We start from the raw sequence: 11,904 nt of genomic DNA, 5'->3' as shown, positions 1-11,904 counted from the left end.
GATCCTCGGGCAGTCGGCTGACAGCCGCCTACGAGGTTATACGCCCTGGCTGACAGAGCTCATGTTGAAGTCGGGCACCCGCAGGGCGGGCATCGCGGTCCTAGTGAACCAGTCGCTCCACTCCCTGGGCAGCGTCTTTTCCGTGCGCCCGGCCTCGGTGGCCCGGCCCAGCAGGTCCACCGGCGACTCGTTGAAGCGGAAGTTGTTCACCTCACCGGTCACCTCGCCGTTCTCCACGAGGTAGACGCCGTCCCTGGTCAGGCCGGTCAGCAGCAGCGTGGCCGGATCGACCTCGCGGATGTACCACAGGCAGGTCAGCAGCAGCCCGCGTTCGGTGTTCGCGACCATCTCCTCCAGGGAGCGGTCCTCGCCGCCGGTCAGGATCAGGTTGTCGATCGCCGGGGCCACCGGCAGTCCGGTCAGACCGGCGCTGTGCCGGGTGGTGGCGAGGTTCCGCAGCACCCCCTCGCGCACCCACTCGGTGGCCGTGAGCGGCAGGCCGTTGTCGAACACCGACTGGTCGCCGCCGGAGGAGTGGGCGATCACGAAGGGCGCCGACTCCAGGCCGGGTTCGTTCGGGTCGCTGCGCAGTGTCAGCGGCAGCTCGGTGAGCCGGTCGCCCACGCGCGTGCCGCCGCCGGGCTTGGAGAACACCGTGCGCCCCTCGACCGCGTCCCGGCCCGAGGCGGACCACAGCTGGTAGATCAGCAGGTCGGCCACGGCGGTCGGCGGCAGCAGCGTCTCGTACCGCCCGGCGGGCAGCGCGATCCGCCGCTCGGCCCAGCCGAGCCGTACGGCGAGCTCGGCGTCCAGCGCCGCCGGGTCGACGTCCTTGAAGTCCCGCGTGGACCGCCCGGCCCACGCCGAGCGCTTGCGGTCGGGCGACTTGGCGTTGATCTCCAGCGTGCCGTTGGGCTGGTCGTGGCGCAGGCGCAGACCCGTCGACGTCCCCACGTACGTCGACACCAGTTCGTGGTTGGCGAAGCCGTACAGCTCGCGTCCGCCGGCACGCGCGCGGGCGAAGGCCTCGCCGAGGGCCGGCGCGAAGTCGGCGAACACGGCGGAGCCGGTCTCCGCGGGCGCGTCCGTGAAGTCGGGGGAGGCCGGCACGTCCGCGACGAGCGGTTGCGCGTCCTCGGCCGGGCCCGCGGCTCGCGCGGCGGCCTCCGCGGCCCGCACCAGCGGCTCCAGCTCCTCGACGGTGACGGCCGAGCGGGAGACGACACCGGAGGCCGTGCCCTCCTTGCCGCCGACGGTCGCGATCACGGTGAGCGTACGGCCCCTGGTGACACCGTTCGTGGTGAGCGCGTTGCCCGCCCAGCGCAGGTTGGCGGTGGACTGCTCGTCGGCGATGACGACACAGCCGTCGGCGGTGGACAGCTCCAGCGCCCGCTCGACGATCTCGTGCGGCTTGCTGCTGCGGGCGCTCATCGACCGGCCTCCTGCGTGGTGTTGAGGATGTTGACGCCTCGGAAGAGCGCCGAGGGGCAGCCGTGGGAGACGGCGGCGACCTGGCCCGGCTGGGCCTTGCCGCAGTTGAAGGCGCCGCCCAGGACATAGGTCTGCGGGCCGCCCACCGCGGCCATCGAGCCCCAGAAGTCGGTGGTCGTCGCCTGGTAGGCGACGTCCCGCAGCTGCCCGGTGATCCGCCCGTTCTCGATCCGGAAGAACCGCTGGCCGGTGAACTGGAAGTTGTAGCGCTGCATGTCGATGGACCAGGAGCGGTCCCCGACGACGTAGATCCCGCGGTCGACCCCGCCGATCAGGTCCTCCGTCGACATCCCGGCCGGGTCCGGCTGCAGCGAGACGTTGGCCATGCGCTGCACGGGCACGTGCGCGGGGGAGTCCGCGAAGGCGCAGCCGTTGGAGCGCTCGAAGCCGGTCAGCTTCGCGATGCGGCGGTCGAGCTGGTAGCCGACGAGCGTGCCGTCCTTGACCAGGTCCCAGGACTGGCCCTCGACGCCCTCGTCGTCGTAGCCGATCGTCGCGAGACCGTGCTCGGCGGTGCGGTCGCCGGTGACGTTCATCAGCTCGGAGCCGTAGCGCAGCTTGCCGAGCTGGTCGAAGGTGGCGAAGGAGGTGCCGGCGTACGCGGCCTCGTAGCCGAGCGCGCGATCCAGCTCGGTGGCGTGGCCGATGGACTCGTGGATGGTCAGCCACAGGTTGGACGGGTCGACGACCAGGTCGTACAGGCCGGCCTCGACGCTCGGCGCCCGCATCTTCTCCGCGAGCAGCTCCGGGATCCGCTCCAGCTCGCCCTCCCAGTCCCAGCCGGTGCCGGTCAGGTACTCCCAGCCCCGTCCGACGGGCGGCGCGACGGTCCGCATCGAGTCGAACTCGCCGCTCGACTCGTCGACCGACACGGCGGTCAGGGACGGGTGCAGCCGCACGCGCTGCTGCGTCGTCGTGGTCCCCGCCGTGTCGGCGTAGAACTTGTTCTCGTGGACGGTGAGCAGGGAGGCGTCGACGTGGTTGACGCCGCTCGCGGCGAGCAGCCGCGCGCTCCAGTCGGCCAGCAGCGCCGACTTCTCCCCGTCGGGCACGGAGAACGGGTCGATCTCGTACGACGACACCCACGTCCGGTCGGCGTGCACGGGCTCGTCGGCGAGCTCCACCCGCTCGTCGGAGCCGGCGGCCTTGATCACCTGGGCGGAGAGCTTCGCCATCGCCACCGCCTGCGAGGCGACCTTGGCCGCGGCGTCCAGGGTCAGGTCGACGCCCGAGGCGAAGCCCCAGGTACCGCCGTGCACGACGCGCACCGCGTACCCGAGGTCGGTGGTGTCCGACGACCCGGCGAGCTTGGCGTCCCGCAGGCGCCAGGAAGCGCTGCGCACCCGTTCCAGGCGGAAGTCCGCGTGCTCGGCGCCCAGCGCACGCGCGCGGGCGAGCGCGGCGTCCGCGAGGGCGCGTAGCGGGAGTGCCGTGAAGGCTTCGTCGATGGTATGAGGCACCTGCGTCTCTTCCTGTTGACCCGACAGTGACCGGCGGTTGCCCCCGATCATGTCGCGACGACCGGGTGGCGGACCACACGTTTGCGGGCGTGCTCGGCAACTTTCTGTAGGGACCCGACAGCGAGTCCCCCGAGCCACTGTCGGTGCCCGATTGTCCGCGGGAGGGCACGGCCCGATAGGTTTTCGAGGGAAGCCGCCTGTCGTCCAGCTGTCCGGGCGGATGTGTCAGACCCCTATCGAAAGGGTGATCCGTTGAGCCGCTCGGTTCTCGTCACCGGAGGCAACCGGGGCATCGGCCTCGCCATCGCCCGCGCGTTCGCCGATGCCGGCGACAAGGTCGCGATCACGTACCGTTCGGGTGAGCCGCCGGCCGGCTTCCTGGCCGTCAAGTGCGACATCACCGACACCGAGCAGGTGGAGCAGGCCTACAAGGAGATCGAGGACGCCCACGGCCCCGTCGAGGTCCTGATCGCCAACGCCGGCATCACCAAGGACCAGCTCCTGATGCGCATGTCGGAGGAGGACTTCACGTCCGTCCTCGACACCAACCTCACCGGCACCTTCCGCGTGGTCAAGCGGGCCAACCGCGCCATGCTGCGCGCCAAGAAGGGCCGCGTGGTCCTGATCTCCTCGGTCGTCGGCCTGTTCGGCGGCCCCGGCCAGGCCAACTACGCCGCCTCCAAGGCCGGACTGGTCGGCTTCGCGCGCTCCCTCGCCCGGGAGCTGGGCTCGCGCAACATCACCTTCAACGTCGTCGCGCCTGGCTTCGTCGACACCGACATGACCAAGGCGCTCACCGACGAGCAGCGCGAGAACATCGTGTCCCAGGTGCCGCTCGGCCGTTACGCACAGCCCGAGGAGGTCGCCGCGACGGTGCGGTTCCTCGCCTCGGACGACGCCTCGTACATCACTGGAGCCGTCATCCCCGTTGACGGCGGACTGGGAATGGGTCACTGAACACCATGAGCGGAATCCTCGAGGGCAAGCGCGTCCTGATCACCGGTGTGCTGATGGAGTCCTCCATCGCCTTCCACGCCGCCAAGCTGGCCCAGGAGCAGGGCGCCGAGATCATCCTGACCGCGTTCCCGCGGCCCACGCTGACCGAGCGCATCGCCAGGAAGCTCCCGAAGCCCACCAAGGTCATCGAGCTCGACGTCACCAACGACGAGCACCTGGGCCGCCTGGCCGACGTGGTCGGCGAGGAGCTCGGCGGCCTCGACGGCGTCGTGCACTCCATCGGCTTCGCGCCGCAGGACGCGCTCGGCGGCAACTTCCTCAACACGCCGTTCGAGTCGGTCGCCACGGCCATGCACGTCTCGGCGTACTCCCTGAAGTCGCTGACCATGGCCTGCCTGCCGCTGATGCAGAACGGCGGCTCGGTCGTCGGCCTGACCTTCGACGCGCAGTACGCGTGGCCGCAGTACGACTGGATGGGCCCGGCGAAGGCCGCCCTGGAGGCCACCAGCCGTTACATCGCCCGCGACCTGGGCAAGCAGAACATCCGCTGCAACCTGATCTCCGCGGGCCCGATCGGCTCCATGGCCGCCAAGTCCATCCCGGGCTTCAGCGACCTGGCCGCCGTCTGGGACAGCCGTTCCCCGCTGGAGTGGGACCTGAAGGACCCGGAGCCGGCCGGCAAGGGCATCGTGGCCCTGCTGAGCGACTGGTTCCCGAAGACGACCGGCGAGATCATCCACGTGGACGGCGGTCTGCACGCCATCGGCGCCTGACCGCTCCCGCGCCGTCCGACGGCGCCCGCGTCGCCGACGCCCCGCTTCCGCAAGGCAGCGGGGCGTCGCCCGTTCGGCCTATCCGGCCGGGCGCCGGCGGCCGGTGACCGGGCACGCTGGAGGGGCGTTCACCACACGCTCCCTCCCCAGCCCGGCCGAGGAGGTCCCCGTTGTGCGCCTGTCCCGCAGCCTGGCCTCAGTGACCGCCGCCGTCGCTCTCGTGATGTCCCTGCCGTTCGAGGCGGTGCCGCACGTGCGCGTGCCGAGAGCCGCCTCCGCCGAGCCCTTCGGGGCCGAGTGCCGCACCAGGGTCACCGGCTCCCATGTGACCGCGTACTGCCACAACCCCTATCCCGAGACCGACCGCGTCAGCCTGCACATCGAGTGCGACCCGTGGTGGGACATCGACAGCGACGGCACCCCCGTCGATGTCTCGCCGGCGCTGACCGTACGGCTCACCGGCCGCTGCTGGGAGGACGTGCGCACGGCGTGGGTCAGCCACCAGAAGGGCTGAACCGCCCGGCACGGCACAGGAACGGATAGCTCGCCGCCTCCGTGCCCGCCGCCTCGGCGTCGCCCGCGCGGATCGCGTCGACCAGCCGCGTGTGGTCCATGTACGTCTCCGGCGTCAGCTCCTCGCCGACGTCGTCGCGCAGCCAGTCCCGCAGCACCTCGCCGAGGTCGGCGTACATCTCGGTCATCACGTCGTTGTGCGACGCGGAGACCACCGCGAGATGGAAGGTGGAGTCGGCCGTCACGAACGCCTCCGTGTCGCCCGACGCCCACGCCTCCTCGCGCCGCACAAGCAGTGCGTCGAGCTGCTTGAGGTCCTTCTCCGTGCGCCGCCGGGCGGCCAGCCGCGCCGCGGAGGACTCCAGCGTGGAGCGCAGCTCGGCGATGTGCCGGGGGTCGGCGTCGGCGAACCGGCGGTGCATCACGCCGGCCAGCTCGCTGGTGGCGACGACGTAGGTCCCCGAGCCCTGGCGGATGTCCAGCAGGCCGTTGTGTGCGAGGGCGCGGACGGCCTCGCGGACCGTGTTGCGGGCGACGCCGAGCTGCTCGACCAGCTCCGGCTCCGTCGGGATGCGCGAGCCCACCGGCCATTCGCCGGAGGTGATCTGGTTCCGCAGCGCGGCGATGACCTGCTCGGACAGGGCCGAACGACGGGGATGGCTCAGGGGCATGGCACACCTTCGCACGCGGCGGCCGGGTACGGCCGACCCGGGCATGGACAACCAATCATCCCATGATTCTATGATGGCTCTCATGGCACGTGAGGAAACCAGCACGACGACGTCCACGGCGGTGCGCGGCCCGGCCGCCCAGGAGCCGCCGCGGCCCGCCACGCACGCGTGGACGACACGACTGCTCCTGATCGGCATCGTGCTGACCGCGCTGAACCTCCGCCCCGCCATCACCAGCCTCGGCGCGCTCCTGAAGGAGGTCCGCGACGGGCTGGGCATGAGCGGCAGCGTCGCCGGACTGCTCACCTCCGTACCCCCGCTCTGCTTCGCCGTCTTCGGCGTCATGGCCGCTCGCCTGGCCCGCCGCTTCGGCCCCGCCGCGGTGGTGTGCGCGGGCATGCTCGCCATCACCGCGGGCCTGCTGATACGGCCGTACGCGGGCGGCACGGCGGGCTTCCTGGCCGCGAGCGCGCTCGCCCTCATGGGCATCGCCGTCAGCAACGTCCTGATGCCGGTCATCGTCAAGCGCTGGTTCCCCGAGAGGGTCGGCTCCATGACCGGCCTGTACTCCATGGCCCTCGCCCTGGGCACCGCGTCCGCCGCCGCGATCACCGTTCCCATGACCGACGCCCTGGGCGGCTCCTGGCAGACCGGCCTCGCGGTGTGGGCGGCGCTCGCCGGGGCGGCCGTCCTGCCGTGGATCCCGTTCGTACGGCGCCGGGAGGCGGCCCCCGCCGAGGAGCCGGCGGTGCGGGGGGAAACGCGCGTGCGGGAGCGCTCCGCCCACGACGCGGCGCCCGCGCTGCGCATCACCCGGAGCCGTACCGCCTGGGCCCTCGCCGTCTTCTTCGGCCTCCAGGCCACCGCCGCCTACATCACGATGGGCTGGATGGCGCAGATATTCCGGGACGCGGGCGTGTCCGCCGGCACGGCGGGGCTGCTGCTGGCGGTCACGATGGTGATGGGCGTGCCGCTCGCCTTCGTCATCCCGCGCGTCGCCACCCGGCTGCCGCACCAGGGACCGATCGTGCTCGCGCTCGGCGTCTGCGGACTGGCCGGATACGCCGGCCTCTACCTCGCGCCGGCGGGCGGCGCCTGGGCCTGGGCCCTGCTGCTCGGCGTCTCCAACTGCGCCTTCCCGCTCGCCCTGACCATGGTCGGCATGCGGGCCAGGACCGGCGCCGGCGTCGCCCAGCTGTCGGCCTTCGCGCAGAGCACCGGGTACCTGATCTCCATCCCCGGCCCGCTGCTCGTCGGCGTGCTCTACCAGCACAGCGGCGGCTGGGGCCTGCCGATCGCCCTCATGTCCGCGCTGATGATCCCCCAGATGGTGGTCGGCGTGCTGGCGGGCCGCGACCGCACGGTCGAGGACGAGGCGGCCCGCTGACCTCACCCCGACGGCCCCCGGGCGGGGGAGGGGTGCGAGACTTGCCGTATGCCAGTGCTCGATCCGAACCCCCAGAACGGCCAGAAGAAGATGCTGATCGTCTTCGGCGCGTTCTTCGCCATCTTCGTGATCATCGCCGTCATCGCGACGCTCGCCTCCCCCTGACACCCCCTGCGGGGGGCCATGGTGGTGCTAGCCCCACCATCCCCTAGGGGGCGAGTGTCAGGGTCAACTGGGTGGATCTCCGGATGGGTTGAGGGCGCCCGGCTCCGTACCTTCGAAGTGTGGCCGCGCCAGGCGGACCACCGACCCGAAGACCCACGGAGGAACCCATGTCGGCCCAGTCGCACACCCGGCCCCACGCGGCGACCACGGGCCGCGTCGACATCCGGCTGCCCTGGTGGGCCCTCGCGCTGCCCACCGTCGCCTTCATCGTGCTCCTGGCGCTCATGCTGAACCCGACGGACGCGCAGGCGGCGGCGGGCGACCCGGCGATCACGCACCTGTTCGAGCGCGTGCAGCAGCTCATGGCCCGCTGAGCACGCCCGAAGCCGCCGGTCAACTCCCTGCGCCCGATGGCCTGTTTCATGCGAAGCTGGGTGGCATGAGCGTCGCAGAACCCCGCAGGATCGTCCTCTTCCGGCATGCGAAAGCCGACTGGCCCCAGGTGACCGATCACGAGCGCCCCCTCGCCGAGCGGGGGCGCATGGACGCCGCAGTCGCCGGACGCAAGCTGGCCGACTCCGCCGTCCCCTTCGACCTGGCCCTGTGCTCCACCGCGACCCGGACCCGGGAGACCTGGAAACTCGCCGTCCACGAGTTCCCGCACCGGCCGAAAACCGTCTATGAGGAGCGGATCTACGAGGCCTCGCCCGGCGAGCTGATCGCCCTGCTGAACGAGACCCCGGACGACGCCCAGAACGTCATCCTGATCGGTCACAACCCGGGTGTGCAGGGCCTCGCCGACATCCTGGCCGGCTCGGCCGAGGGCGACGCCCGCGAGCGGATGAACGGCCGCGGCTTCCCGGCCGCCGCCTTCGCCGTCCTGACCTTCGACGGCTCCTGGAAATCCCTGGAGCCGGCCGTGGCCACCCTCACCGACTACTGGGCGCCCAGCGAGTGACACCCCGCGCGGACGCCAGAGGGGCCCGGCACCATGGTGGTGCCGGGCCCCTCGGCCTTACGGCCTGAGGCGTGGTCCGCGCGGCGACCGGCTACCGGTCGTCCTGGGTGTCCGCGGCCTCGACCTCCTCGCGGGTGACGCCCAGCAGATACAGGACGGTGTCCAGGAACGGCACGTTCACCGCGGTGTGCGCCGCCTCCCGGACGACCGGCTTGGCGTTGAAGGCGACCCCGAGACCGGCCGCGTTCAGCATGTCCAGGTCGTTGGCGCCGTCGCCGATCGCCACGGTCTGGGCGAGCGGCACGCCCGCCTCGGCGGCGAACCGGCGCAGCAGCCGCGCCTTGCCCGCGCGGTCCACGATCTCGCCGGTCACCCGGCCGGTCAGCCGCCCGTCGACGATCTCCAGCGTGTTGGCCTGGGCGAAGTCCAGCCCGAGCCGCTCCTTGAGATCGTCGGTGACCTGGGTGAACCCGCCGGAGACCACACCCACTTGGTAGCCCAGCCGCTTCAGTGTGCGGATCAGCGTCCGGGCACCCGGTGTCAGCCGCACCTCGCTGCGCACCTTGTCGACGACCGAGGCGTCCAGGCCCTCCAGCAGCGCCACGCGCGCGTGCAGCGACTGCTCGAAGTCCAGCTCCCCGCGCATCGCGGCCGCGGTGACCTCGGCGACCTTGTCCTCGCAGCCCGCGTGCGCGGCGAAGAGCTCGATCACCTCGTCCTGGATGAGGGTGGAGTCGACGTCCATGACGACGAGCCGCTGCGCCCGCCGGTGCAGCCCCGCGGCGACGACCGCCACGTCGACACCCAGTGCCGCCGCGTCCGTCACCAGGGCCGTGCGCAGCGGTCCGGTCTCGACGCCGGAGACCGCGAACTCGACCGCCGTGACCGGGTACTTGGCGAGCCGGAAGATACGGTCGATGTTGCCGCCGGCATCGGCGATCTTCGCCGCGATCCGGGCGGTCGCCTCCGCCGTGAGCGGATGACCGAGGACGGTGACCAGGGAGCGGCCCAGACCGCGGGGACGGTTGTCGCCGTGGCCGGAGATGATCTCCGCCTGCATCTTCATCGACTCCGCCCAGCTGTGGACGGTCGCCCGCAGGTCGCCCTCGAGTCCGGCGGCCACCGGCTGCGTCACGAGCGCGCACAGCGTGAGACGGCCACGGGTGACGACCTGCTCGATGTCGACCACGTCGACGGAGTAGGCGGCGAGGGTGTCGAAGAGTCCGGCCGTGATGCCCGGCCTGTCCTTGCCGAAGATCTTGACGAGGAGAGTGGGGACGTCAGGGGCCACGTCGGAGGGCGAGGTCTGCGAAGCGCTCATGGTGTACCCACCGTATCCGGCACCCAGTGCCGTCCGCCGCCGCGGTCCGTCTGGCGGACACCGAACATCGGGTGTCGGGCGGGTGACCGGCACCTTGCGACGCGGTCACGACGTCCAGCCCCCCTGCGGCGGGACTCAGCGATCCTTCTTCGGCCTCCCCGGCGGGGGAGCGGGGGGCGGCGGAGGCGGCGGAGGCGGGCCGTCGCCCCACGACGACCGGGGACGCTCCCCGCGGCCCGGCCGCGGCGGCTGCCGGCCGGGCGGCGGGTTGCCGAGCGGCCGGACCACGGTGGGAGCGCCGTACACGTCGCTGTTGCGGCTGCCGGGCGGCGGTACGGCCTCCCCGGAGCCGGAGCCGGAGCCGGAGCCGGAGCCGGAGCCGGAGCCGGAGCCGGAGCCGGGGCGGTCGGGTGGCCGTGCGTCCTCGGGCTCCCTGGCCTCGTCCGGCACCCGCAGGTACGGATTGGTGGCAGGGTTCGGCGCCCGGTACGACCCGGCGGGCGTGTACGGCCCCGAACCACCCGCATACGGCGCCGCTCCGCCCCCGTGTGCGCCCGTCGCCCCCGCGGGCACCCCGGACTCCGGCGCGTACCGCGGCTGCGCGGCGCCCGTGCCTCCGGCCCCCGCCGTCCCGCCGACCCGCGCCAGGGGAGCCGCGCCGCGCCCCGCCGCACCGGTCGCCCGGGCCAGCAGAGCGCCCACCGCACCCGCCGCCGCGCCCCACGCCGCACCGAGCAGCAGGGCCATGCCGAGGTTCCCCCGCAGGCTGATCCCGGCACCGAACGCGTCGAAGCCCAGCACCGACAGCGAGGCGTCCACCGACACCTCGGTCAGCCAGGCGAGCAGCGGCAGGGTCAGCGCCGTGACGACGCCCAGCCGCAGCGCGCACCGCCCGGCGAACCCGAGGACGCCGGGACCCCGGCCCCCCGCGTCCCCGACCGGCGTTCGAACCGCCGTCAGCACCCCCGCCAGCAGCATCGCCACCACCGCCGCGACCCCGAGCAGCCACACCCGCCCGTCCAGGTCGGCCAGCCTGCCCAGCGTCACCGACTGGTCGGTCTTCGCGGTGAGCAGGTCGTCCAGGGGGTTCGGCAGCAGCTTGGCCAGCGCACCCGTGGCCTTGCCGTCGAAGGGGACGAACAGGCCGATCGGGATGCCGAGCCAGGTGCCGTTGGGGGCACCGAGCAGGGCCGCGCCGAAGATCCGTCGGGGATGGGCGTCGCCGATCGCCGCGTACACCGCCGCCGCGCACCCCGCCGCCACGGTCACCAGCAGCACCGTGACGAGCGCCGAGGCCGCCGGCCGGACGACGCGGTGCACCGCCTCCCAGCCCCGCGGCAGGGGAGTGCGGCGCGAGGCGAGCAGGGCGATCAGCAGGACCCCGGCCGACCAGCCGAGGCCCCCGAGCAGGGTGGCCGCCGTGTCGACCGAGAAGCCGACCCCCGCCTTGGCCTTGATCAGATTGCCGATGTTGTCCGGGAGCAGCCCGCCGATGTCCCCGAGGTCGCCGAGGCCCGGGACGCTGATGCCGCCGCCCCCGCCCGATCCGCCGGGCAGCCTGCCGAGACCCAGCGAGCCGCCGTCGATGGTGATGACGTCGTGCCCCGCCCAGGCGAGCCCGCCCAGCGTCGCCACGAACAGTGCGACCACCGCGCCCGCGCGCGCGAGGAGTTCGGCCGGCGCGACCACAACTCCGGCCGCGCGCAGGGACCGTAGGAAGAACCACGACAGCAGCAGGGCGCCGACCAGGCTCACCCCGAGTGGCGTGATCGTGACGGCCGTATGGGCCTCGGCGCCCTTCAGGCCGAAGGCGGAGACATCGCCGGACGGAGTGACCGAACCGCCCGCGCCGAGGGCCACCACGGCCGCGGTCATCGGTCCCAGCGAGGCCGCGGCGTCCGCCCGCAGCAGATGCAGGCCGAGCGCCGCCGTGCCCGCCATCCCGATCACCGCCCAGCTCACGGAGGCGATCGCGGACAGCACGACGTCTCCCCACGGCACTTGTGAGCCGCGGGTGCCGTGCTTGGCGCTCTCGACACCGAACGACGCGCTCATGGCAGACCCCCCGATCCGCGGCGCGGCCCGGTTGCCGCGCATGTCCCCCTCGCGTGGATTACCACTCTCCGGGTCGGTTTCCACCCCGTCAACGGAACCGGACGACCCGTCCGCGCGTGGTGTTCACAAGGCCCGACTTTCGGTCAGAGGGGC

At 72.6% G+C, this 11,904-nt stretch carries 12 protein-coding genes; 7 read left to right on the top strand and 5 right to left on the bottom strand.

The window, feature by feature from the left end; all coding sequences use genetic code 11:
* Nucleotides 1-36: 36 nt before the first annotated feature.
* Together LN251_RS03025 and LN251_RS03020 are read right to left on the bottom strand one after the other, a co-directional pair.
* Nucleotides 37-1,431 (bottom strand): metallopeptidase TldD-related protein, encoded by a 1,395-nt coding sequence (locus LN251_RS03025; RefSeq protein WP_458242958.1) that lies wholly within the window; start codon nucleotides 1,429-1,431, stop codon nucleotides 37-39.
* Complete coding sequence (locus LN251_RS03020; protein ID WP_458242957.1) at nucleotides 1,428-2,951, bottom strand: TldD/PmbA family protein; 1,524 nt, start codon at nucleotides 2,949-2,951, stop codon at nucleotides 1,428-1,430. The genes LN251_RS03025 and LN251_RS03020 overlap by 4 nt, the downstream gene beginning before the upstream one ends.
* A 252-nt stretch (nucleotides 2,952-3,203) precedes the next feature.
* Here LN251_RS03020 and fabG point away from each other — a divergent pair, with 252 nt between their 5' ends.
* From fabG to LN251_RS03005, 3 genes are all read left to right on the top strand, one after another.
* Nucleotides 3,204-3,908, top strand: coding sequence for a 3-oxoacyl-[acyl-carrier-protein] reductase (fabG, locus tag LN251_RS03015; RefSeq protein WP_058926158.1), 705 nt, complete (start codon nucleotides 3,204-3,206; stop codon nucleotides 3,906-3,908).
* Between the two features lie 5 nt (nucleotides 3,909-3,913).
* The gene (fabI, locus tag LN251_RS03010; protein WP_058926159.1) at nucleotides 3,914-4,681 is read left to right on the top strand and encodes an enoyl-ACP reductase FabI; all 768 of its coding nucleotides are present in this window, start codon (nucleotides 3,914-3,916) and stop codon (nucleotides 4,679-4,681) included.
* Between the two features lie 172 nt (nucleotides 4,682-4,853).
* Complete coding sequence (locus LN251_RS03005) at nucleotides 4,854-5,195, top strand: hypothetical protein (protein WP_458242956.1); 342 nt, start codon at nucleotides 4,854-4,856, stop codon at nucleotides 5,193-5,195.
* Here LN251_RS03005 and LN251_RS03000 read toward each other — a convergent pair.
* Complete coding sequence (locus LN251_RS03000) at nucleotides 5,176-5,865, bottom strand: FadR/GntR family transcriptional regulator (protein WP_458242955.1); 690 nt, start codon at nucleotides 5,863-5,865, stop codon at nucleotides 5,176-5,178. The two genes, LN251_RS03005 and LN251_RS03000, sit on opposite strands and share 20 nt — an antisense overlap.
* Before the next feature lie 70 nt (nucleotides 5,866-5,935).
* Between LN251_RS03000 and LN251_RS02995 the strand changes: the two genes are divergently transcribed.
* From LN251_RS02995 to LN251_RS02980, 4 genes are all read left to right on the top strand, one after another.
* A complete protein-coding gene (locus LN251_RS02995) occupies nucleotides 5,936-7,252 on the top strand; it encodes a CynX/NimT family MFS transporter (protein ID WP_458242954.1) in 1,317 nt (438 codons plus the stop codon).
* Between the two features lie 48 nt (nucleotides 7,253-7,300).
* Nucleotides 7,301-7,417 carry an SGM_5486 family transporter-associated protein gene (locus LN251_RS02990; protein WP_107416183.1) on the top strand — a complete coding sequence of 39 codons (117 nt, stop codon included), beginning with the start codon at nucleotides 7,301-7,303 and terminating at the stop codon, nucleotides 7,415-7,417.
* A 167-nt stretch (nucleotides 7,418-7,584) separates the two neighbouring features.
* Nucleotides 7,585-7,791 carry a hypothetical protein gene (locus LN251_RS02985; RefSeq protein WP_458242953.1) on the top strand — a complete coding sequence of 69 codons (207 nt, stop codon included), beginning with the start codon at nucleotides 7,585-7,587 and terminating at the stop codon, nucleotides 7,789-7,791.
* A gap of 65 nt (nucleotides 7,792-7,856) precedes the next feature.
* Nucleotides 7,857-8,375: a SixA phosphatase family protein gene (locus LN251_RS02980; RefSeq protein ID WP_458242952.1), complete on the top strand. Its 519-nt coding sequence runs from the start codon at nucleotides 7,857-7,859 to the stop codon at nucleotides 8,373-8,375.
* Between the two features lie 91 nt (nucleotides 8,376-8,466).
* On the opposite strand, the gene serB is transcribed toward LN251_RS02980, so the two are convergent.
* Nucleotides 8,467-9,696, bottom strand: a complete 1,230-nt coding sequence (serB, locus tag LN251_RS02975; RefSeq protein WP_458242951.1) for a phosphoserine phosphatase SerB — start codon at nucleotides 9,694-9,696, stop codon at nucleotides 8,467-8,469.
* Nucleotides 9,697-9,831: 135 nt separating this feature from the next.
* On the bottom strand, nucleotides 9,832-11,751 hold the full coding sequence (locus tag LN251_RS02970; protein ID WP_458242950.1) for a streptophobe family protein: 1,920 nt from the start codon (nucleotides 11,749-11,751) through the stop codon (nucleotides 9,832-9,834).
* Nucleotides 11,752-11,904 lie beyond the last annotated feature (153 nt).

This window comes from Streptomyces sp. MAI_2237 (assembly GCF_054189285.1).
This window is presented reverse-complemented; position numbering and strand designations above follow the sequence as displayed.

What these genes read in the sequence shown, in the direction of transcription:
- LN251_RS02990 (WP_107416183.1), top strand. Translation starts at nt 7,301, where the DNA reads ATGCCAGTGCTCGATCCGAACCCCCAGAACGGCCAGAAGAAGATGCTG.
- LN251_RS03000 (WP_458242955.1), bottom strand. Translation starts at nt 5,865, where the DNA reads ATGCCCCTGAGCCATCCCCGTCGTTCGGCCCTGTCCGAGCAGGTCATC.
- LN251_RS02970 (WP_458242950.1), bottom strand. Translation starts at nt 11,751, where the DNA reads ATGAGCGCGTCGTTCGGTGTCGAGAGCGCCAAGCACGGCACCCGCGGC.
- LN251_RS02995 (WP_458242954.1), top strand. Translation starts at nt 5,936, where the DNA reads ATGATGGCTCTCATGGCACGTGAGGAAACCAGCACGACGACGTCCACG.
- LN251_RS03025 (WP_458242958.1), bottom strand. Translation starts at nt 1,431, where the DNA reads ATGAGCGCCCGCAGCAGCAAGCCGCACGAGATCGTCGAGCGGGCGCTG.
- serB (WP_458242951.1), bottom strand. Translation starts at nt 9,696, where the DNA reads ATGAGCGCTTCGCAGACCTCGCCCTCCGACGTGGCCCCTGACGTCCCC.
- LN251_RS02980 (WP_458242952.1), top strand. Translation starts at nt 7,857, where the DNA reads ATGAGCGTCGCAGAACCCCGCAGGATCGTCCTCTTCCGGCATGCGAAA.
- LN251_RS02985 (WP_458242953.1), top strand. Translation starts at nt 7,585, where the DNA reads ATGTCGGCCCAGTCGCACACCCGGCCCCACGCGGCGACCACGGGCCGC.
- fabI (WP_058926159.1), top strand. Translation starts at nt 3,914, where the DNA reads ATGAGCGGAATCCTCGAGGGCAAGCGCGTCCTGATCACCGGTGTGCTG.